Below are 22,481 nucleotides of genomic sequence, written 5' to 3' on the forward strand. Positions count from 1 at the left end.
TATGTTTCCAATTTTAGCCGAGTTCTTTGTTAAGTATTTTTCTTTTTTTAATATATTTAAATATATTACCTTTAGAAGTGGAGGAGCACTCTTCACAGCATTTTTAATAATGTTAATTTATGGAGACAAATTTATAAACTACCTCTCATCAATACAAAAAAATGGTCAACCAATTAGAGATTATGGCCCCGAAAATCATTCTATTACTAAGAAGGGAACTCCTTGCATGGGAGGAATTTTAATTATAATTGCTATTATAATTTCAACATTTTTATGGGCTAATATAAAAAACTTATACATCTTGCTGTTAGGTTTCATTCTTATTGCTTTTGGAATTATAGGTGGAATTGATGATTATAAAAAACTAAAGTATAACAGCTCTAAGGGAATGCCTGCTAAATTAAAATTTTTTCTACAATTTATTTTTAGCGCCATTGCAATTGCTTTCATTAGCTATCTAAGTGTAGAAGGTCAATCAACAACCTTAGTGTTTCCATTTTTTAAAAACCTAGTGATTGATTTAGGCATATTTTACTTTATATTTGGAATTTGTGTAATAACTGGAACATCAAATGCCGTTAATCTCACCGATGGATTAGACGGCTTGGCTATTGGTCCGATTATAATATCTTCAGCTTTTTTTGCAATTATTGCATACTTGGTTGGTAATATTGTTTTTGCTAATTACTTAAAGCTAATATATGTAAAAAATGCTGGTGAAATGGCAATTTTTTGCTCCTCAATGATAGGTGCAGGACTGGGATTTTTATGGTATAATGCACCACCAGCGAGAGTTTTTATGGGTGATACTGGCAGCTTAGCTCTTGGAGCAGTAATTGGCACTATAAGTGTTATTACAAAAAATGAATTAATTTTATTTATCACTGGTTTTGTTTTTGTTTTTGAGGCAATTTCTGTCATATTGCAAGTTGGCTCATTTAAATTACGGGGAAAAAGGATATTCAAAATGGCACCAATCCATCATCATTTTGAAAAAGTAGGGTGGTCTGAACCAACCATTGTAATCAGATTTTGGATCATAGCAATAATATTTGCACTTATAGGGCTCTCCAGCTTAAAAATTAGATAAAGACAAAAAAATCCACCCAACTTATATATAGATCTACTATTTCAATAATTTTGTAGCAAAATTCAATAACAACAGGAAGTTTGCAAACATAAAAATAGAAAAGACGATATTTAAATATTTTGTTGCTTTTAACATAATGTGTTGCCCAAAATAGCTTACTATAAATAAAGCTGGGAAAGTACCCAAGCCAAAGCAAAACATTGAGAAAAAAGATATGAAGACGTTTTGAGAATATGAAGCTGTGATCATAATTGCACTTATTACTAAGCCACATGGTATAAGCCCCAAAATCATACCCATAAATAATCCTTGAATTCCAAAAGGATTTAAACTTAATTTACTTATTATGCTGGTTATATAGCTTTCTAAAAATTTAAAATGCTTTGATATCTTGTTGAAAAAAGAAATCTGTTTCATTTTTACAATTCTTATAACAGAAATTTTTAGGCATATAAAAGCAACGAAAATAAGTATAGCTCCTGCAATATTTTTAAATATTATACTATCACTGAATGAACTTGATAAATATTTTGCAAGCAGTGCTAAAATTCCATAAGTCATTGCCTTACCTAAGTAATATGGAAGTGATAATGCACAACTAAACTTATTAAAATTATTCAATTGATTTTTTTTTAAATGCATTAATCTCATGTTCATCTGCCCCAGAGCTATGGGACCACACATACCTACACAATGTGTAAAACTACCAATAATTCCATAAATAAACATAGCGCATATAATTGATATACCGCTAATTCCTAGTATATCAGAATCCAATATGTACTGCACAAATACATTTTGGGATTCATGAGAATGGTGACATGTCATAAATTTATCAAGAAATTATGTATATTTTCTTCCCGGTATTAATAGGTGAAATATATGAACCCTTTCCCACCTTATACTTAATATTATTAAAATTCCCTGTTGCCTTAAAGGTTATTATCTCCCCCTTAGAGCTAGAAATATATATGAGATCATTTGTTGCAATTGGCGAATTCCAGTATCGATTTTTTCTTTTTTCCTTTTCGTCTAAATAATCTATAAGCTTAGCTTTCCAAATGTTATTCCCAGTTTTTAGATCGATTGCTAAAAAAGTATCTTTATCATCAATTGCATAAGCAATGTTATTATGTATATGGATTGGCCTATCGATATTGTACTTTTCTCTCCAAACAACTTCTTTATTTAATAAATTTAATTTTGATAAATATCCACCTGGTGTATAAAAATACAGGAAATTATCCACTGCAAGAGGCTGATATACCGAAATTTTAACATCATTTAAAGTATTCTCAAAAGAAATATTTCCATCATCAAAATTCCATTCTTCAAAACCTGTACGCTTGTTTACAATGCTGATAGCTCCATTACCATCTTGCATTACTATTGCATTTTTATAAATTACCGGAGAAACAACATTAACTACACTCACTCCATCATTAACGCCCGCTTTATACCACAAAATAGCACCATCTTTTGCATCAATGGAGTATATTCCGTTATTTAAGGTTTGTAAATAAAGTATCCCATTTTCCAAAACAGGATATGCTCTGACTATTTCTTGCAACTTTTGCTCCCAAATTAACTTTCCAGTTTTGCTATTTAAGCAACTTATAAAGTCTGAGCCGAAAGAAGCATATATTCTATCTTTCTCTTGCAAAAGTCCGCCGTTTAGATAATTAGAATAAAAAATGAATTTGCTCCCTGCTTGCTTATTTTTCCAAGTAATTTTGTTATTAGCAATATTGATCCTTGATATAACCCCATTTCTATTCATACCTATATAATAGTCTTTTCCTATAATCGGTTGCGCAACTAAAGGCAATCTTAAAGAATTATCAATATATATTATCTGATAATTGTTATTACTTGTTACATCCTTATCAATTTCTGTATTATTTAGGTAATTAGAGTACTGCCACACCACCACGTCATCAAGTTCAATATTACTATTTATTTTCTTATTATTAACGCAGGCAGATATAGGTAAAAGCAGAGCTAAAAAAACTATAAATTTTTTAACCAACGGTGTGTAATTATACATAAACTTATGTGTAGCAAATTTGTAGCAAATTTATATTATTAATGAACTTAATACTTCGTATTATTTTTGTTGTAAAGTCCTAAGTTAAAATGTAGTCTTAAATTTAATTAAGTAGCGATCAATTGATAATGAAAAGAAAGCAGTTTGCACTATTCGTATTTTTTGTTTTTTTGTTTATTCTTTTTCTACCTAAAGAAGCTGAAAGTGCAGATTTCTATGAGCATTGCTTAATGCCTAACGGTTTTGGCACTGGCAATGATAGTGCCAATAGTTTAATTCTTAGCCCTTTGAATAGAGATTGTCAAAAAATATGCCAGAGAGAATGTGAGGCATTTTCTAGAAAATTCAAACCATATAAAATACTTAACCCTAGTAGTATTTATGCCGAAACTTTCTCTATAGAATTAAATGAAGATGTCATATTAAGCTGTTATTCAAAATGCCAAAAAGGTGGAGATGATAGATTTACATCAAATTATTTTGAAGCATTTCGTGCTAGTTGTGACGATGAAAAAAATCAGGATATATTTCAAAAAATTTGTGTAACCAAAGCAGATTATAGTCCTGCTAGTGATTGCAATTCTTCATTAGCATGCAATCCAAATTTAGAAAAAGGCTATATAAGTTTTTATAAAGCTATCCAACAAGATAAAGCAAGCGTTGGAATGATGTGTCAGGGTACTGAAGAGGAAAATGCCTATAATGTTGTGGAAACTAGTTTAGATTTTAAACCAATTGTTAGTGGACAGCCAAATCCAAATAAATTTTGGTTCAATTTATTGGGTGGCGCAAGCGATAATCAACTATATTTATGTGGTAAGAAACACATTGAAATCACACCTATTTTCGATAACATAGATAATAACAATTGGTTTAAGTTGAGGTGGAAAAATAAATACAGTCACAGATTTTTAGCAACTTTAAGCGATGATAATTTTAAAAATTTACAAGATCCTACTAAAGTTAAAGACTATTGGAATACGACTATTCTTACTGATCAATTCACTTACACAAAGACTGGAAATATTATAGATAACCAAAAAGCATTAGATGCATTACAAGCAAAATATGGAGCTCAGGAATTTTGGAAAAACATTTCTGGAGACAATTATGCACTAAAAAATTCTATAGCAGGCTGGGGAGCTAAAAACGCCAACTTTTTGAATACAGGTATTTATCTTAAAAATACAGATAATTTAACAATCATTTGGGAAGGGGATTATACGTCCAATCAAGATATTCAAGTGATTAAAGTGGGAAATAATGCGTCAAATAGCCCTTATACAATCAAGAATCCTAACAGGCAAAGCATAATCACTGATTGCATTTGGAATCCTACTATTACAGATCCAAGTAAGTGTATAGACAGGTGGTATAAAAATAGTAATTTAGCAATTAAGGATCCATCTAACAATTCACAACCACCATCTGTAACTTCGCAAGATTCAATTTTAGAAGGGGAATGTTTCAGAAAAGGTGGGGTAAAAAACTTTTCAATTATATCGCCAAACAATGCCTCTATTGACGGTTATAGTTGCAATACCGCAAATTGTAATCCAGACAAAAGTAATGATGACAGTAAATGTGAATTTGGATTGCATGGAACGATTATTGATGCCGAGGTGTATAAAAAATATCTTAATGGCAATGTTGATTTAGGAAATGGTAGTAGTATCAATTGTGTTTGCACAGATAAGGATAATAGTGGATGTAAAAACACGTATGGCGGTTATCAATGCATAGATAAAGGCACTTTTGATGCTGGACAAAGTAAATATATACTGCAAGGGAGTTTTAACAATCCAAAGTTTGAGAGTAGATCAAAATTAGAATTAAGACACTTTTATAACAATAATGAGACTGCCTCTGGCGGATATTCTTTATCCATTGATTGGGCTGGGTGCCCTAAATCGAAAATGGATAATATCCAATATACCATTGCAAAAAAGGGATCCCACATAGATGAAAAATTGGGAAAATTCGGAAAATGGGTAAATGTCAAAGACAGTATTGTAAAAAAAGATGCAAATAATAAAGATTCAGAAGACTTAGGTTTCTTAGTTATATCTAATTCAGAAGCAATTTCGGAAGACTGCTCTCAAGATTCAACAAATTGCAAAATCTTTTTGCGCATTAAACTTGAAAAACCAGATGATACTGCTAATGAAGATCTGAAAGAAATGTATAAATATAATAATACTTTTGGTCAATATTACGTCAACTTCAGTACAAAAGGAGAAAGCCCAATATGCAAAAGTGGCGGGTTAATTTATGACACAATGAAAGACATAAAAGCCGTGTTAGTTGGCCCAGATAACTCAGGCAATAATTCACATTTGAAATATGATATTGAACTAAACAATCGTGGAGATGTAACAAATTTTAAAGAAGTCGGAGCTGTGGGAGTTGTTTATTCCGGATTTATTAAGAAGGCTGCATACGTTATTAAAATTATACTGGTACTTTACTTAGTATTTTTTTCAATTTCATACATGCTTGGGCTAGTAGATTATACAACACAGGGATTTATAAAATATCTTATGAAATTTGCAATAGTTGCATTCCTTATTTCAGATACTAGTTGGAATTTTTTTGGAGGATATTTGGTATCCTTTTTTATCGATGGAAGTATTGAATTAGTTGCCAGATACTCAGCATCATTTTTGAAAGCTGTGGCTAGTGATCAAGAAACCTGCGAAACGATGATAATTCAAGATCCATATGTAATATTTTCTATATTTAACGGACCCATTTATCAATTTATTGCAGCTGATACCTGGTCAAGAATTTGGGCTATATGTACTAATGGCTTACTTGGATTTGTTACGGCATGCTTTTTGATTTTCGCTATTTTTCACTATTTTATAGCAATTGTAAAAGCGACTGTAATGTTTATGTTTGCTATCATTATTAACTCCATCTTGATTGTTACAGCACCTGTATTTATAGTTTGTATTTTATTTGAAAAAACTAAACAAATGTTTGATTCATGGGCAAAAAACCTATTTTCATATGCATTGCAACCCCTTTTTGTATATACTTCTATTATAATTTTGAACTATATAATTACAATTTTGATTTATTATATTTTCAATTTCACTGCCTGCTCAACCTGCCTATTAAGAGTAGACTTAGGCCCTCTATATAATGAATGTTGGATTTCTGGTTACAATAGCATGCTAGACATTCATTCGCCACCAGATGAATCTGGTACTGTAAGTATTTATTCAGCATTTGCAGTTTATGCAATGACATTTATTGGTGGCTTGGTTATTTTTCTAGTTGCCAAGGGAATGTCAGAATTTTCCTCTTATATGTCTGGAATTGCATCTTGGATAGCAACTGGTAGCCCAATGAGGCATATGAGTATTGGAACTGTGGAAGATAGTGCATCTAAATTCGTAGAAGCAAAAGCTAAGCAAGCTGCGGTAGCTGTAGCAACTGCAGCTGTGGCAGTGGCAACAGCTGGAGTAGGAATGGCTGCTGGTGCTGTAGGTGGCACCGGCGGTGGGGTTGTAGGTGGTGGAGTTACAGGTGGTGGAGTCACAGGTGGTGGAGTTACAGGTGGTGGAGTCACAGGTAACAATACTTCAAAAGTATCTGAAAGAATTGCAGAAAATCTTAAAGATAAGTTAAAAGAGAAAGCAATTGATAAATTAACGAAAGACGACGACGAGTAATATGCGCTTAGATTATTAAAAAATTAAATATAATAATTATCTTGCAAAACTTTTGTTCTTGTTTTACTTTTCGCTTAGAAGCATTAATGGGGGCAGAATATTTGCTAAATTGGTCAGGTCTGAAAAGAAGCAGCCATAGCTTAGATTTCTGGGTCTCATTTTGCTTCTTCTGATTTTTTGTACTTTACCCAATAATAGAAGAAAATTGCTAAAATTAATCAAATCCAAGCTCTAGAGTAAATGTTAGATAATCACCAATACATTAAGGTCGATTTAGGAAATATTAAGAAAAATTACTTAAAACTCAAATCCATTATAAATTCAAACAAAACAATATGTTCTGCAGTAGTTAAGGCAAATGCATATGGCTTAGGAATAAGTGAAATAACACAAGCATTAGCTGATGCAGGTTGTAAGGATTTTTGGGTCACAAATTTAGAGGAAGCATATTTGGTTAAGGATAACTCTCAAAAATCGAGAATTTACATCTTCCAAGGCGTAAATAGTGAGGAAGAGTTAGATATTATCGAAGAGAATAACTTTATACCGGTAATAAGCGATAAAACACAGTTAGAATTAATTAATCTTCATTCAAAAAAAAGACTGAATATTATTTTAAATTTTGATACTGGTATGGGTCGTGATGGAATTCAAATTGAAGAAATTGAATTATTAAATTTAACTAAATGCGAGATTCTTTTTGTGATGAGCCATTTATCATGCTCTGAACAAAACGATCACTTTTTAAATATAAAGCAGCTAGAAAATTTCAAATTTCTACAAAAATTTTTTCCAGATTCAAAATTTACTTTTGCAAACTCAGGTGGAATATTTTTAGGTTCTGAATATCACTTTGATATGGTGCGACCTGGAGGGGCATTATATGGGGTCAATGTATCCAAAGATAAAAATTCCCAAATGCTAAACGTTGTGGAATTTTATGCAAGTGTATTAAATAGAAAGGTGTTTTATAAAAATCAATACGTTGGTTATAATGCCACATATCAAGTAAAAAAGGGTGATAAGATATTAATTTTAAATGTAGGTTACTATGATGGGTACAAAAGAATTTTAAGTAATCAGTCCAAAGTTTATGCTAAAGGTTTTATTTTGCCAGTTATTGGTGTTGTCAGTATGAATATGATTGCAGTAGATGCTAATCAGTTACCTGAATCTATCTTTATGGAAATAAAAAGTGTTGAATTAATTGGTGAAAAAATTACTATAGGTAAAATTGCAGAATTAGCAAGTACGGATCAAAAAGAGATATTGACAGGCCTATCCACTAATTGCAGAAAAATTTATACATTATAGATATGATCACATTAAAATACGTTCAAACGCTGGGTATAATTACCTTCAATTTTTTAGAAGGCATAGGAAGACTGGTTATATTTCTTTTTAATATACTAAGCAAACTCTTTATAGCTCCTGTCTATGTAAAAAAGATATTTCATCAATTAGTTATAATTGGCTTTTATTCATTACCTGTAATTGGACTTACTGCAATATTTACGGGAGCAGTTTTAGCTTTACAAACCTACACTGGCTTTTCAAGAATGCATGCTGAAAGCTCAATAGCTTCTGTTATCGTGATATCTATAACGAGAGAACTTGGGCCTGTGTTAGCAGGATTAATGCTAGCAGGTAGGGTTGCAGGATCAGTAGCTGCTGAAATAGGGGCTATGAAAATCTCTGAACAAGTTGATGCATTATATACGCTCAATACTGACCCAATCAAATTTTTAATAATTCCAAAAATAATAGCAGGAACCATAGTTCTTCCTATATTAGTTTTGGTTTCTGATATTATTGGTATATTCGGAGGTTATTTGATAGCTATATATAAAATAGGATTTGAATATCATTCATATATCAATAGCACCATCAAATTCTTGGAGTATCAAGATGTGATATCTGGTTTAATCAAAGCAGCTGTTTTTGGGTTTATAGTAACCTTTATAGGTTGTTTTTATGGGTTTAAAACTTCAGGAGGAGCAAGTGGTGTTGGAATTTCTGCTACACAAGCTGTGGTAACTTCATCTATTTTGATTTTGCTTTTCAATTATATAATAACAGGGTTACTATTCGTAAAATAAAGATGTCTAGAAACAATTCAATATCAATTAGCAATCTCAGTAAAAGTTTTGATACAAAGCAAGTATTGAAAAACATAAATTTTAATGTGGTCAAAGGTGAGTCATTTGTTATTATTGGAGGTTCAGGTAGCGGCAAATCTGTACTTCTCAAATGTATTGCAGGATTATTAGACCCTGATGATGGAAGTGAGGTAGTGATAGATAACGAATATGTGACACATACTCATATTATTCAGAGACAAAAATTTTTAAAAAAATTTAGTATGCTTTTTCAAGGCAATGCATTGTTTGACAGCTTGCCAATTTGGCATAATATTTGTTTTAGCTTGATTAATTCTGGTATTTTAAACACAGAAAAAGCTAAAGAGCATGCAATAGAAATGTTATATTTAGTTGGATTGAAAGAAGAAATTTTAGAATTATATCCATCTAATTTATCAGGCGGAATGCAAAAAAGAGTCGCAATAGCAAGAGCAATAGCGACAAATCCAGAAATAATGTTTTTAGATGAACCAACTTCTGGCCTTGACCCTGTTATGTCTGCAACTATTACAAATTTGATTAAAAACATCAGTAAAAAACTAAAATCAACAACTATCACCATAACACACGATGTAAAAGTTATGGAAAAATTAGCAGATAGAGTTGCCTTGTTAAGAGAGGGGGAGGTTTTTTGGGTGGATAATCTTAAAAATACTATAGAAAGTGAAGATGAGTATGTTAAATTGTTTTTAAATAAGTAAAATTTAGTTTTAATGGAAACCTCTTTGTATCTAAAGTCTTTTTTTATACTAATATTACTTATAAGTCTTATTGGCGTAATTATGGTATTAATAAAATTTTTAAAAAATAAAAATTTATTAGGAAATTATTTTACAGCAGATAATAATTTAAAGCTTGAAGAAACACTAAATATAGATCATAAAAGAAGATTAGTGATGTGTAAATTTAAGAAAAAAAGGTATTTAATTTTGCTTGGTCAACAAGATATTTTGATAGATGTCATTACTGAAGAATAAAAAGTTTATTTGTTTTACCGTATTTCTAGCAATTTTGATTGCAATAGAATGTAACTATGCCTTTGCTCAAGGTATTAATATTGATTTTGGAGGGGAAGATGAGCAAACCTTATTCAGCAACAAAGTAATTCAACTTATTGGGTTGATTACTATATTAAGCGTTGCTCCTTCGATTTTAATCATGGTAACTTCATTTACGAAAATCACTATTGTTTTTTCAATACTGCGTCATGCCCTCGGGCTACAACAAACGCCTCCGAACATTGTTATTATCAGCTTATCATTATTTTTAACTTTTTTTATAATGTCACCTACATTTAATAAAGCTTATGATGATGGATTGTTTCCTCTTATGAATAATCAGATAAATGAAGAAAAAGCTTGGACTAATATAGCAGATCCTTTTGAAAAATTTATGAAAGAGAATACGAGAGAAAAGGATTTAAATTTATTTAGAGATATTGCAAAGGAAACTCAAAATTTAGAAAAAGATGAAATACCTTTGAGGGTTATAATACCAGCATTCATGTTAAGTGAGTTAAAAAAAGCTTTTGAAATTGGATTTTTGATTTATTTACCATTTTTAATCATAGATTTAGTAGTTGCATCGGTATTAATGGGAATGGGAATGATGATGCTTCCACCTGTTATAATATCCTTGCCGTTTAAATTAATTTTCTTTGTAATGATTGATGGTTGGTATATGCTAAGCGGAAGTTTAGTCAAAAGTTATGGCATAGGTTAGTATGACTGCAAAATCAATCTAACAAGATCTGAGCTTGTTGATTTATTAATTCTAAAAATATTTGGTAGTTAAAATGAGTTTTAAAGATAAACTGGATATTCCTGAAATAGAAACTAAATGGCAAAAAATTTGGAATTCATCTGATATTTATAAATGGGATAGTACTAAGTCTAGAGAGGAAATTTTTTCAATAGATACCCCTCCTCCCACTGTTTCCGGTGAATTACATATGGGTCATGTATTTAGTTACACCCAAGCAGATTTTATAGCAAGATTTCAAAGAATGAGTGGTAAATCAGTTTTTTACCCTATAGGTTTTGACGATAATGGACTACCTACAGAAAGATTAGTTGAAAAAGTAAAAAAAATTAGAGCTAAAGATTTAAGTAGAGAAGACTTCATAAAAGTGTGTGAAGAGGTAGTTTTAGAAACAGAGGAAAAATTTAGGAATATTTATAAATCTTTAGGATTAAGCTTTGATTGGGAGCAAGAGTATCAAACAATAAGTTCTAAATCTAAAAAACTCTCTCAAATGTCATTTATTGATTTGTATAATAAAAAAAAGATTATAAGAAAATTTGGTCCAAGTTTTTGGGATGTTATAGATCAAACAGCAATAGCTCAAGCTGAAAATGTTGATAAAGAACAAACTGGCATACTAAATGACATTAAATTTAAAACTGTAAATGGCGAAGAAATTGTTATTGCAACAACAAGGCCAGAGATGTTGCCAGCCTGTGTAGCTATTTTTTATCATCCAAATGATGATAGATATCAGCACTTAAAGAATACCAAAGCTATAATACCATTTTTTAATAATCAGGTTCCTATTTTACCGGACGAAGATGTTGAGCAAGAAAAGGGAACAGGCTTAGTAATGTGTTGTACTTTTGGAGATGTTCAGGATATTGAGTGGTGGAGAAAGCATAAGCTTAACACTATTGAATGTATAGATTTGCATGGAAAAATGAAAAATGCGGATTTCCTTAATGGGTTAAAAATTAAGGAAGCTAGAGAGTTGATAATAGAAAAATTAAAATCAGAACGACTTTTGCTCAATCAAATTGAAGTTATTCAAAACGTTAAGTGCGCTGAAAGATCAGGAGGAATCCTTGAAATTATCCCCACTTATCAATGGTACATTGAGGTATTACCCTATAAGAGAGATTTGCATATAAAAAATGATGAATGTAATTGGCATCCAAAATTTATGAAGGATAGGTTAAGTAGCTGGATAGATGGCTTGAATCAAGATTGGTGCATTTCTAGGCAAAGATATTTTGGCGTTCCTTTTCCTGTTTGGTATTCAAAAAGGAAAGGAGAGGAGGGAAAGATACTTGTTGCTAATGTTGCTAAACTTCCTGTTGATCCATATGTTGACTTGCCTGATGGCTATACTCGTCAGGAGGTTAGGCCAGAAATTGATGTTATGGATACATGGGCAACGAGCGCGATAACTCCTCAGTTATCAAGTCATGGGGTTAGCGAGGATTTCATGCTTGATAAAGACAGGCACAATAAATTGTTTCCATATGATTTAAGGCCTCAAGCTCATGAAATTATTAGAACTTGGGCTTTCGGCACTTTAGTTAAGTCATTTTTCCATCAAGATTCTATCCCATGGAAAAATCTTATGATTAGTGGGTGGTGTTTGGCTTCAGATAAATCTAAAATGAGCAAATCAAAAGGTAATGTTGTTACGCCAGAAAAATTGATAAAAGATCAGGGAGCTGACGTTATAAGGTATTGGGCATCAAGCTCAAAACTTGGAATGGATATAGTATATAGCGATCAAATATTCAAAATTGGTAAAAAATTAGTAACTAAACTTTGGAATGCAGGTAAATTTGTTGATTTTCATATCAATGGATCAGACAGGAGAATTAATTTTCTTAAAGATGATATTAACAACAGAGATATTTTTTGCGATCTAGATTTATGGATCATTTCTAGTTTATATAAGGTGGTCGAAAACGCATCAAACTCCTTTAAAAACTATGAATATTGTGATGCAAGAGTTTTTGTTGAAAATTTCTTCTGGAACGACTTTTGTGATAATTATCTCGAGTTAGTCAAAACAAGAGTTTACGACGAGGAGAATAAAAATCCAAAAGAAAAGAAAAGCGCGATTTTAACATTAAATTACGTCTTTAATACATTGCTAAAACTTTTTGCTCCATACATGCCACATGTCACTGAAGAACTAAATTCCATTTTATATGGAAAAAATAACGAAATGGTGAATCAAATTAATATGTGGCCAAAATTAGAGAATTTTTATTACTCAACTGATAGCTTAACTATTGGAACGCATGTTTTAAACATATTAGAGCTAGTGAGAAAGTATAAATCAACTAAGGAACTTTCACTACGATCAGAGATTGATGAGATTCATTTTAGTGGAAAGGAAATAGCACCTTTAGCCTTATTGGATTTAAAAAATGCGTGCAACAGTAAAGAAATGAAATATCTGAAAAATATTGAACAACCAGATTTGAGGTCAAACTGCGGTAAATATTCAATACTGGTATTGTGATTTGCTCGCAATTAGCTGTTAATTAAAAGCTAATATAATTCCAGCAGATAAATCGTGACCTGTGACTTTTTTGGACACATCATTTGATAACTTGTACTTACCATAATTGAAATATCTGGCGCTAAGTTCCAATTCAACTTTTGAAGATACTTTTATTTTTGTTCCAACTCCAACTCTGTATGCAAAGGAGGTTTTATTTTTTAATGTAGGTGTTTCAGTAAGACCAGTCTTACTTAATTCGCTTTTATTTTCATTAACTTTCATACGAGAAACACCAGCACCAAGTGATAAAAAAGGTACCACTCTACCTTCATTTGGAACTTTCAATTTTACTGATGCAACTAAAGCCTGTAGTTTCATTTTGATAATATCGGAAGAAACTTCTTTTAGTGCAATATCAGATGATTTTAGCTCAACATCCTCAGATTTATTTTTTGATTTTAAAAACTCCCCTCTTGTAAATATCTTGCTTTCATCTGCTGAATTTTCTGTTGTCGTCATGATGCCACATGGACAAAACGTTTTATATGGAATAACTTTATCAGCAAGTTCACATTTATAGTTAATCTTGTGAGAATGTGTGTAATCAACATTACCAACATTGTAAGATGATGAATAAATAAAATATTTCATTTGATTAAAAATGAGTTCAGTCTCAATGTAGTTTGAAAAATTATAACCTAATCCAAAGCCATAGCTATCAGATATAGCAGATATTTTATGATCCTTAGAATCTTTCTTATTTATGCCACCGTATTTTTTATAAATTGGTAATTCTGCTTTTAAATAAATATTTTTAGAATGTGCATTGTTTGCAAATATGGATACAAGAAGTAGTACATTCAAAACAAAAAATCTCATATCCATATTTATAATAAAATTTAATTATAAGAAATTAAATTTTTATAAATCCTCATGCCCTTGAGCATCAACATTAGCGGTTCCTTGATCAGAAAAATCACCTAAATTTGATGTATCAGTATTAGAGGCATCTTTAGCACCTGTAGCTGTAACCCCTAATTTATGAAGAGCATAAGCTTCATACTGCGAATTAGAATGATTATTTTCAGAACCTTTGTCATACCATTCTTTAGCTGTGCTCAAATTAATATCTAAATCAACACACCCCTTATGATACATCTGCCCAATTGAATATTCAACATCGTCGTGTAATTTATCATTAAGTATCGACGAAATTACCTTACTATTATAACCTTCCTTATATAATTTAGTAATTTTTTCATAATCTTCTTTTAACTTACCAGGATTTTTATAGTTTGATATTTTATCTGGATGAGTTTTTAATGCTATCTTACGATAAGCTTGCTTTAAAGAAGCTTCATCTATCACTTTGATATCTAAGTCGTATCTATCTGCAATTATTTGTGAAGCCTTAAACTTTGCAGTCTCCATACTCTTCAAGAACCAAACGATTGATTTTTTACAATTCGAAGCAGGGATTTGCTCAAAGTATACTTTTCCAAGTTTATACTGCGAATTGTAATGACCTTTTTCTGCTGCTTCAGTAAGCAAGTTTATTGTAATATGCTCATTTCCGCTTGAATTAAAGGTAGCCAAATAATATTTAGCATCTAAATTTCCTTTATCTGCAGCAAAATTCAGCTTTCTTACTGCATCGCTTTTTGTTTTATCTGATGGCGTATTGGTTTTTTCTAAAGTTTTTTTAGCTGATAAATACAGTGCTTCAGGTAAATTACCTGAAACAGCCATTTCTAAATATTTGTCTTCCAGCTCTCCATTTATCTGTGTAACTTCATGCTTTTCGTACATTCCGCTTGCATATGCTTTAGCCAAAACAAGAGCTGCTTCTGGATCTTTTAAGATGTTAGCTGCTTTAGAGATAAAATCTATGCCTTTGCTACAATAAATTTTCGAAGCACCAAATAAACTAAAGAAGTAGCTAACTCCTTGAGGATCAATTTCACAATCAGAAAGTATTTTTTTTCCTAAATAAAGCTGTGCTTCAGGATGGTTGTTTTTTATAGCCTTTTCTCCCCACTTAAACCCAGATTCAAAATCTGTCTCTTGAAAATAAATTTTAGAAAGCATAAATTGTGCTTTGCTGTGTCCATCATTTGATAGTTTTTCTAACCACCTTTTACCTAAATTACTATCTTTTTTTTCAAAATTATCGTCTAAATATAGTTTAGCCAATTCATATTTAGCATCTACAGAGCCATTCTTACTTGCTTCTTCTAATAATTTTAATCCTTTAGTAACATCTTTTGATGCTATTTCTAAACCTTCAGTATAATAAATTCCAAGTAAATAAGTTGCTTCTGAGTGACTAGCTTCAGATGCAATGTTAAGATATTTTATAGAAATTTTGTAATCGGTTTTTACAAAATCACTTTTAAAATACAATTTACCTAGTAAATAGGTTGCATCTATATTGCCTTTTTTATAAGCATCTATAAGATAATTCTGTGCTTTAGTGAAGTCATTTTTATCATATAGATACATTTCTCCTAATAAATAGGTGGAATTTGAATCACCATTTTTACTTGCCTTATCCAAATATTTCATTGCAACATCAACATCTTTTTTAACATCAATTCCTTCTTTATATATACTTCCTAATTGATACAGTGCTTTTAAATGATTCTTTTGAGCCGCATTCTCAAATAGAGCCAATGCCTTTGGGATATTTTTTTGAATTCCTTCTCCTTGCAAATATAATTCTCCCAATTTATAAGCTGCATCAGGATGCTTTTCTGAAGCATCCTTAAGCAAATCAATAGCTATATCTATATCTTTGTATACTTTTGCCCCTTCTAAGTGTAGGAGCGCTAAATCATATTTAGCACTCGGCACTCCACTTTTTGCAGCTTTTATTAAGTTAGCAAGTTGCTTATCTTCCTCAGAAACTGCTATTTCACTTCCATATTGTTTATCCATTGAGAATCTCTCTAATATTTATTATAGTTCGTCAAAATAATCAGGAATAATTTCAACCATATTAGCGCAAAATTTATCAATTGAAGCTAGTGTAAAAATTTCACGACAGGTTACATACTGAATAAAATAATCTTGATCATCCTGCTCATATGCACTACCACAAACGGCTTTGATAATTGCATCCTTATATGCAACATCTACTTTTTTTAGTGTGTTACAATGCTGCTTATGTTCTGCAAAAACACCTTTAATAATATTCGTAAGTGCCGTTCTATCTGCCACCATAGTAGCAAAGATACCGTCATTAAGATCATTTCCTTTATGTGTTTGAACTTCCTTACCTATTTTATCTAGGTATTTAAACTGCTTAATAACATCCATAGGAGAATATCCAGTTGTTCCATATTTATCAAACGTAACTACATGCGTTGGACTTATTTTATATTCAAGCGTTACTGCTTTTCCATCTTTATCCTTTGTTGCATAATCTTTGGAAGAAGTTATAAGCCTGTACATAAAAAACTTATACCCTAAACTTGCATCCATAGATGGCGATATTGGAACTCCCATTACTTCCTCGTTATGCAATTCTTTAACATAAAAAATCTTACCATCGTATTTCAAGCTACCTAAATTAGGATATATAATTCCACCTTGATCGTAAGCTACACCTATTGTTTTAATATGATGTTTGATTTCGGAATCCAATTTTCTAGATAAGAATTTAAACGTTTGTCTTAACTCTGAATCTACTGCATCTATCTCAATCATCAAGTTGGAGGCACTCCCTTTATAATTTTGTCCCGATGTTATAAGTCCTTTTTTAATATTTTCAACTGCAAAATCAGTCCTACTTAGTCCTGCTCCAGCAAGAACTACTTGTGTTTGCGATTCATCATGCTTAATTATTTTGTTGCCTTCGAATTGCTCATTATCTTGTGTTTTATATCCATTTGCCATATTAATTTTCAAATTCATTTGGTTTATTGTGCGCATAATATACAAAATCAACTTATTTGTCAAGAAATTATAAGAAAAAATAATTATAATTAGCGAGCCGAAAGCGCCGTCATGTATCTCTAAGATTCTTCTATACATCTATATATGGCCACTTTACCAAATATCAATTCTTCTGAATAAGTTTTGTTTTTCTTGAAATGGTGGGACTTGTAGGACTTGAACCTACGACCACACCGTTATGAGCGGCGTGCTCTAACCAACTGAGCTAAAGTCCCCAGACCAAAGTAATTTATAACAATAACTTAATTTTATGTCCAGTACAAAGTGCGTCTAATTTCGTTAATCAATTTATACATATCTTGTTCTACAGTTTTGGAGATGTACTTGCGTTTCATTTTCTTTGATATAATATAGGGAACAAATTTAATATAGAACCATATAATGCTGGATTATAACAATGTTAACTCTTGGGCTTTTCAAGAGGCTAAGTTGATACTAAATAAAATTAATAATTCTACACCTAAAAAGGGTTATGTTTTATTTGAAACAGGATATGGTCCTTCCGGCTTACCACATATTGGCACTTTTGGAGAAGTAGTCAGAACTAACATGGTAAGAAAAGCCTTTAGATATTTGTCTGATATTCCAACTAAATTATTTTGCATTTCAGATGACATGGATGCTCTTAGAAAGGTGCCTGATAATATTCCTAATAAAGAAAGATATACTCAGTATATAGGATTGCCCTTAACAAACATACCAGACCCATTTGAAAAATGTGAAAGTTATGGTGATTATATGAATTCAAAATTGATAGAATTTTTGGATAATTTTAATTTTGAATACGAATTTATTAGTGCTACAAAATGCTATAAATCTGGTAAATTTAATGATTACTTAATAAAAGTTTTAGAGAAATATGATGATATAATGAACATCATGCTTCCCACACTTGGTAAAGATAGACAAGAAACATACAGCCCTTTTTTGCCTATCTGTCAAAAAACAGGAAAGGTGTTGCAAGTCAAAATCACAGACAGAGACATTCAATCACGCACTGTAACTTATATCGATGAAGATAATAAAACTGTAGAGGTAAGTATTTTAGATGGTAAATGCAAATTACAGTGGAAACCAGATTTCGTAATGAGATGGGTAGCGCTTGATGTTGATTATGAAATTTATGGAAAAGACATTCAAGCAAATGCAGAAATTTATGATAAAATTTGCACGGTATTAGGTAAAACACCTCCCCATCAAATGTCGTACGAACTGTTTCTGGATGAAAATAGTCAAAAAATTTCTAAATCTAAAGGTAATGGATTATCAATATATGATTGGCTAAAATATGGAAATCAAGAAAGTTTAAAGCTTTTTATGTACCAATCACCTAAAAAAGCAAAAAAGCTACATTATGATATTATACCTAAAATTTTTGATGAATATTTACTATATCTTGAAAAATTCAACCAAGAAATTGATATAAATAAAAGATTATCAAATCCTATATTTTATATACATAACGACGATGCTCCAAATATTAACCTTGGTAAAATAAACTTTTCATTATTATTAAATCTTGTGAATGCCTGCAATACAGACAATAAAGATGTTATATGGGGCTATATCAAAAATCTAAACGAAGATATTGATGATAGCACTCATGCTTATATTAATTCAATGATTGCTTACGCAATTAATTATTTTCAGGATTTTGTAAAGCCGAAAAAGGAATACAAAATACCTAATGAAGCAGAAGTGAAGTTATTAAAATATTTGTTTGAAGCTCTAAAAACGGTAAAGGATGATGCAGAAGAAATTCAAAATGCAGTGTATCAAATAAGTAAAGAGCATGACATCCCTTTAAAGCAATGGTTTCAGTTACTTTATGAGATCCTTTTAGGGACGAAAGAAGGACCGAGAATTGGAACTTTCATTAAATTATATGGATTGAATGAGGTAAAAAAATTGATTGCAGACAAAATCAATGCTAATCCTGAAAATATACATTAGACCTATATTTTTACAATGTATGAGGGATTATTCATAACTATTAATTATCTAAATTACCTATTTTTAGATAATGTCTTGGTCAAAAATCATACTGAAATGTTGTTTTTATTGTAATTTAATATAGTATTCGTGCTATTATCTATAAAAATAGTAGTTTTTATTTTGGAATGAGCAATAAAAATACATGTTTCACAAAGCAGGATTTAATTTCTATTTATAAAGAAATGTTATTATTGCGTCGCTTTGAAGAAAAAGCAGGGCAACTGTATGGAATGGGATTAATAGGAGGATTTTGCCATCTATATATCGGGCAAGAAGCTGTAGCCGTAGGTATAATAAAAGCCATAAACTCAGACGATACTATAATTACAAGCTATAGAGATCATGGATTGATGTTAGCTAAAGGAGCATGTCCTAAGAGCATCATGGCAGAACTATTAGGGAAAGCTACTGGTTGTTCAAAAGGTAAGGGTGGCTCGATGCACATGTTTGATCTAGAAAAAGGGTTTTATGGTGGACATGGAATTGTTGGAGCGCAAGTATCCATTGGCACAGGATTGGGTTTTGCACATAAATATAAAGAAAATAATTGCATTTCTGTAACAATTTATGGTGATGGAGCATGTCATCAAGGACAGGTATATGAGTCATTTAATATGGCAAAACTTTGGGGATTACCGGTGCTATACATTATTGAAAATAACGAATATGGAATGGGCACTTCAGTTGAAAGAGCTTCAAGTATAAAAGATTTATATAAAAGAGGTGAATCTTTTGGGATAGAGGGGAAACAAGTCAATGGAATGGATTTTTTTGAAGTTTATGAGGCAGTGAAAGAAGCTTCAGATTTCATTAGGAAAAACCAAATTCCATTTTTATTAGAATTAAAAACCTATAGATATAGAGGTCATTCTATGTCTGATCCAGCTAAATATAGAGCTAAAGATGAAGTTGAGGATTATAAAAAACATCACGACCCTATAATTTCCTTAAAAGAATACATATCAAAAATCAACAAAAATGTGGAAGAAGATTTTAAAATAGTGGAAAAAGATGTAAAGGAAATAGTAAAAGAAAGTGTAGATTATGCGCAAAATAGTCAAGAGCCAAGTACGAATGAATTATATTCAAATGTATATAAATAGAACGAGAGGAAGCTTATTTAGATGAAAAAAAGAATAGCAACAATATACGATCACGAGAACTGTTTCACGAAAACGCTATCAAAATATATACACATAGGCATTCAATCTGAAAATGTTGAATCAAAAACCTACGAGGCAAAATTTATTTGTGAAAATTTACAGTTATTAGATGAGGTTGATTCAATAATATTTGGCACGCCAACATATTTTGGAAATGTTTCAACTAATATAAAAAAACTTATGGATTCGACCGTTGATATTTGGGATAATAAAGGGTGGAATAATAAAATAGCTGCGGGATTCACCCATTCATCTGCTTTAAGTGGTGATAAACTAGGGGCTTTGATGTCTATATTTATTTTTGCACAACAACATGGTATGATGTGGATTGGAGTAGATTTAAAAAGTAATGAAACGCTAAAAAATTTCGATGTAAAATTAAATAGACTTGGTAGTTGGATGGGTTTAATGACAGAATCTCCGAGTAAAGATAAAGAGCCGGAAATAAATGTTAGTGACATAAAAACTGCAGAATATTTTGGAGCTAGAATAGCTAAGATAACAAAAAAATTTCAATAGAGATTATGAAAAAAATTACTATCAGAGAGGCGCTTAGAGATGCAATGGCTGAAGAAATGAGGCTTGATCAGAATGTTTTTATAATGGGAGAAGAGGTTGCGGAATATCAAGGTGCGTATAAAGTTACTCAGGGGCTTTTAGAAGAATTTGGTGCAAAAAGAGTGATTGATACACCTATCACTGAACATGGGTTCGCTGGTATTGGAATAGGAGCTGCATTCTCTGGTTTAAAACCAATTGTAGAGTTTATGACTTTTAATTTTGCTATGCAAGCGATTGACCAAATAATCAATTCCGCCGCCAAAACTCACTACATGTCTGGCGGATTAATATCCTGCCCAATTGTCTTTAGAGGGCCAAATGGTGCGGCTGCAAGGGTGGGAGCACAGCATTCACAATGTTACGCAAGTTGGTATGCACATGTTCCAGGTTTAAAAGTAATTGCCCCTTATTCAGCATCAGATCATAAGGGATTATTAAAAGCAGCAATAAGAGACCCAAATCCTGTGATATTTCTTGAAAATGAAATTTTGTATGGTGATGTTGACGATATATCAGAAGAAGAATTTGTGGATGAAATTGGTAAAGCAAAAATTGTAAAGCAGGGAAAGGATGTGACAATTGTTACTTTTTCTATACAAGTGAAGTTTGCATTGCAGGCGGCAAATGAATTAAAAAAATATAATATTGATGCAGAAGTAATTGATTTGAGAACGATACGCCCTTTAGATATTGAAGCTATTATAAATTCTGTCAAAAAAACTAATCGTATTATTACCGTTGAAGAAGGATGGCACTTTTCGGGTATAGGTTCAGAGATATCTGCACAAATTTCTGAACAGGCTTTTGATTATCTTGATGCTCCAGTGATGAGAGTAACCGCCAAGGATGTACCTCTACCATATGCACAAAATTTGGAAAAATTAGCCCTTCCATCTGTAGACGACATAGTAGAAAAAGCCAAAGAAGTTTGCTATAAAATCAATAAAAATAGCTAACATATAAAATGACAAATTTGATAAATATATCATTTATAATAAATTCCGAAATTGACAAACCAAAAATTATAATTTACTACTTTATTAAGTAGCAGGATAGCGTGATTTTTAATATATGGATTTGCAAGATAACGGTAGTAACGAAAATTTGTCAAAAGTAGAATTATCAGTGGATAAGCTGACAACTAGCAAGTATGCTAATAAAAAGGTGTTGCTAATAGCAGCGGTGTTGTTAATTGGAGCACCAATTTTGGGCACATTATTCTATAAATATAGCAAAATTAGGTCTATTGAGCACGAAGAGATGAATGAAAGTAAAAAAGCAGAAAATCTCTATTATGAATTAACACCTATAGTTGTTAATTTAGATACTAATAATCAGGAGAGTAAATTTTTAAAAATTTCTATCACACTTCAGTTTGACAATAATTCTAGCTTAGAAGCTGCCAAAAAATTAGAGCCAAGTTTGAGGGATGAATATTTTGTTTTTTTACGTCAGCTAAGACCTTCTGATGTTACTGGAGCGGTAGCGCTCTATAGATTAAAAGACAGTTTGTATATGAGGACAAATAAGATTATTTATCCTGCAGAAATTAAAGATGTATTAATTCACGATATAATTATTCAATAATTTTTTACATATGGTATTAA

The 22,481-nt window shown here is 31.3% G+C and carries 18 protein-coding genes, 1 tRNA gene and 1 other RNA gene; 14 read left to right on the forward strand and 6 right to left on the reverse strand.

Going from position 1 to position 22,481, the window contains the following annotated elements:
- The first annotated feature begins 1 nt into the window (after position 1).
- Complete coding sequence (gene mraY, locus N3Z17_RS00975) at positions 2–1,090, forward strand: phospho-N-acetylmuramoyl-pentapeptide-transferase (protein ID WP_282472161.1); 1,089 nt, start codon at positions 2–4, stop codon at positions 1,088–1,090.
- A 36-nt stretch (positions 1,091–1,126) separates the two neighbouring features.
- Here the strand turns inward: mraY and N3Z17_RS00980 are convergent, their stop codons facing one another.
- Together N3Z17_RS00980 and N3Z17_RS00985 are read right to left on the reverse strand one after the other, a co-directional pair.
- The gene (locus N3Z17_RS00980; RefSeq protein WP_282472162.1) at positions 1,127–1,918 is read right to left on the reverse strand and encodes a sulfite exporter TauE/SafE family protein; all 792 of its coding nucleotides are present in this window, start codon (positions 1,916–1,918) and stop codon (positions 1,127–1,129) included.
- A 7-nt stretch (positions 1,919–1,925) separates the two neighbouring features.
- Positions 1,926–3,137: a PQQ-binding-like beta-propeller repeat protein gene (locus tag N3Z17_RS00985; protein WP_282472163.1), complete on the reverse strand. Its 1,212-nt coding sequence runs from the start codon at positions 3,135–3,137 to the stop codon at positions 1,926–1,928.
- Positions 3,138–3,265: 128 nt separating this feature from the next.
- Between N3Z17_RS00985 and N3Z17_RS00990 the strand changes: the two genes are divergently transcribed.
- From N3Z17_RS00990 to N3Z17_RS01025, 8 genes are all read left to right on the forward strand, one after another.
- Complete coding sequence (locus N3Z17_RS00990) at positions 3,266–6,817, forward strand: TrbL/VirB6 family protein (RefSeq protein WP_282472164.1); 3,552 nt, start codon at positions 3,266–3,268, stop codon at positions 6,815–6,817.
- 77 nt (positions 6,818–6,894) lie between these two features.
- An RNA gene (gene ffs, locus N3Z17_RS00995) (signal recognition particle sRNA small type) lies at positions 6,895–6,990 on the forward strand.
- 67 nt (positions 6,991–7,057) lie between these two features.
- Positions 7,058–8,131, forward strand: coding sequence for an alanine racemase (gene alr / locus N3Z17_RS01000; protein WP_282472165.1), 1,074 nt, complete (start codon positions 7,058–7,060; stop codon positions 8,129–8,131).
- A gap of 2 nt (positions 8,132–8,133) precedes the next feature.
- Complete coding sequence (locus tag N3Z17_RS01005) at positions 8,134–8,916, forward strand: MlaE family ABC transporter permease (RefSeq protein WP_282472166.1); 783 nt, start codon at positions 8,134–8,136, stop codon at positions 8,914–8,916.
- 2 nt (positions 8,917–8,918) lie between these two features.
- Positions 8,919–9,659 carry an ABC transporter ATP-binding protein gene (locus N3Z17_RS01010; RefSeq protein ID WP_282472167.1) on the forward strand — a complete coding sequence of 247 codons (741 nt, stop codon included), beginning with the start codon at positions 8,919–8,921 and terminating at the stop codon, positions 9,657–9,659.
- An 81-nt stretch (positions 9,660–9,740) separates the two neighbouring features.
- Positions 9,741–9,935 (forward strand): hypothetical protein, encoded by a 195-nt coding sequence (locus N3Z17_RS01015; protein ID WP_282472168.1) that lies wholly within the window; start codon positions 9,741–9,743, stop codon positions 9,933–9,935.
- Entirely contained in the window at positions 9,916–10,680 is a 765-nt protein-coding gene (gene fliP, locus N3Z17_RS01020) for a flagellar type III secretion system pore protein FliP (RefSeq protein WP_282472169.1), read from the forward strand. Before N3Z17_RS01015 ends, fliP begins: the two co-directional genes overlap by 20 nt.
- 73 nt (positions 10,681–10,753) lie before the next feature.
- Positions 10,754–13,216: a valine--tRNA ligase gene (locus N3Z17_RS01025; RefSeq protein WP_282472170.1), complete on the forward strand. Its 2,463-nt coding sequence runs from the start codon at positions 10,754–10,756 to the stop codon at positions 13,214–13,216.
- 18 nt (positions 13,217–13,234) lie between these two features.
- On the opposite strand, the gene N3Z17_RS01030 is transcribed toward N3Z17_RS01025, so the two are convergent.
- The 4 genes from N3Z17_RS01030 to N3Z17_RS01045 all read right to left on the reverse strand — a co-directional run bounded on the left by N3Z17_RS01030 (position 13,235) and on the right by N3Z17_RS01045 (position 17,370).
- Positions 13,235–14,083: an outer membrane protein gene (locus N3Z17_RS01030; protein WP_282472171.1), complete on the reverse strand. Its 849-nt coding sequence runs from the start codon at positions 14,081–14,083 to the stop codon at positions 13,235–13,237.
- Between the two features lie 36 nt (positions 14,084–14,119).
- Positions 14,120–16,135, reverse strand: a complete 2,016-nt coding sequence (locus tag N3Z17_RS01035) for a tetratricopeptide repeat protein (protein WP_282472172.1) — start codon at positions 16,133–16,135, stop codon at positions 14,120–14,122.
- Between the two features lie 21 nt (positions 16,136–16,156).
- On the reverse strand, positions 16,157–17,113 hold the full coding sequence (locus N3Z17_RS01040; RefSeq protein ID WP_282472173.1) for a hypothetical protein: 957 nt from the start codon (positions 17,111–17,113) through the stop codon (positions 16,157–16,159).
- A 180-nt stretch (positions 17,114–17,293) separates the two neighbouring features.
- Positions 17,294–17,370 (reverse strand) — tRNA-Ile (locus N3Z17_RS01045).
- Between the two features lie 166 nt (positions 17,371–17,536).
- On the opposite strand from N3Z17_RS01045, the gene N3Z17_RS01050 reads away from it, so the two are divergent.
- The 5 genes from N3Z17_RS01050 (at position 17,537) to N3Z17_RS01070 (ending at position 22,461) form a co-directional block, all read left to right on the forward strand.
- The gene (locus N3Z17_RS01050; protein ID WP_282472174.1) at positions 17,537–19,108 is read left to right on the forward strand and encodes a lysine--tRNA ligase; all 1,572 of its coding nucleotides are present in this window, start codon (positions 17,537–17,539) and stop codon (positions 19,106–19,108) included.
- A 167-nt stretch (positions 19,109–19,275) separates the two neighbouring features.
- Entirely contained in the window at positions 19,276–20,253 is a 978-nt protein-coding gene (gene pdhA, locus N3Z17_RS01055; protein ID WP_282472175.1) for a pyruvate dehydrogenase (acetyl-transferring) E1 component subunit alpha, read from the forward strand.
- Between the two features lie 21 nt (positions 20,254–20,274).
- Entirely contained in the window at positions 20,275–20,832 is a 558-nt protein-coding gene (locus N3Z17_RS01060; protein WP_282472176.1) for a flavodoxin family protein, read from the forward strand.
- A gap of 5 nt (positions 20,833–20,837) precedes the next feature.
- Positions 20,838–21,830, forward strand: a complete 993-nt coding sequence (locus N3Z17_RS01065) for a pyruvate dehydrogenase complex E1 component subunit beta (RefSeq protein WP_282472177.1) — start codon at positions 20,838–20,840, stop codon at positions 21,828–21,830.
- 115 nt (positions 21,831–21,945) lie between these two features.
- Positions 21,946–22,461, forward strand: coding sequence for a flagellar basal body-associated FliL family protein (locus N3Z17_RS01070; protein WP_282472178.1), 516 nt, complete (start codon positions 21,946–21,948; stop codon positions 22,459–22,461).
- Positions 22,462–22,481: the final 20 nt, after the last annotated feature.

This window comes from Candidatus Bandiella numerosa (assembly GCF_029981845.1).
Taxonomy (GTDB): Bacteria; Pseudomonadota; Alphaproteobacteria; order Rickettsiales; family Midichloriaceae; genus Aquirickettsia; species Aquirickettsia numerosa.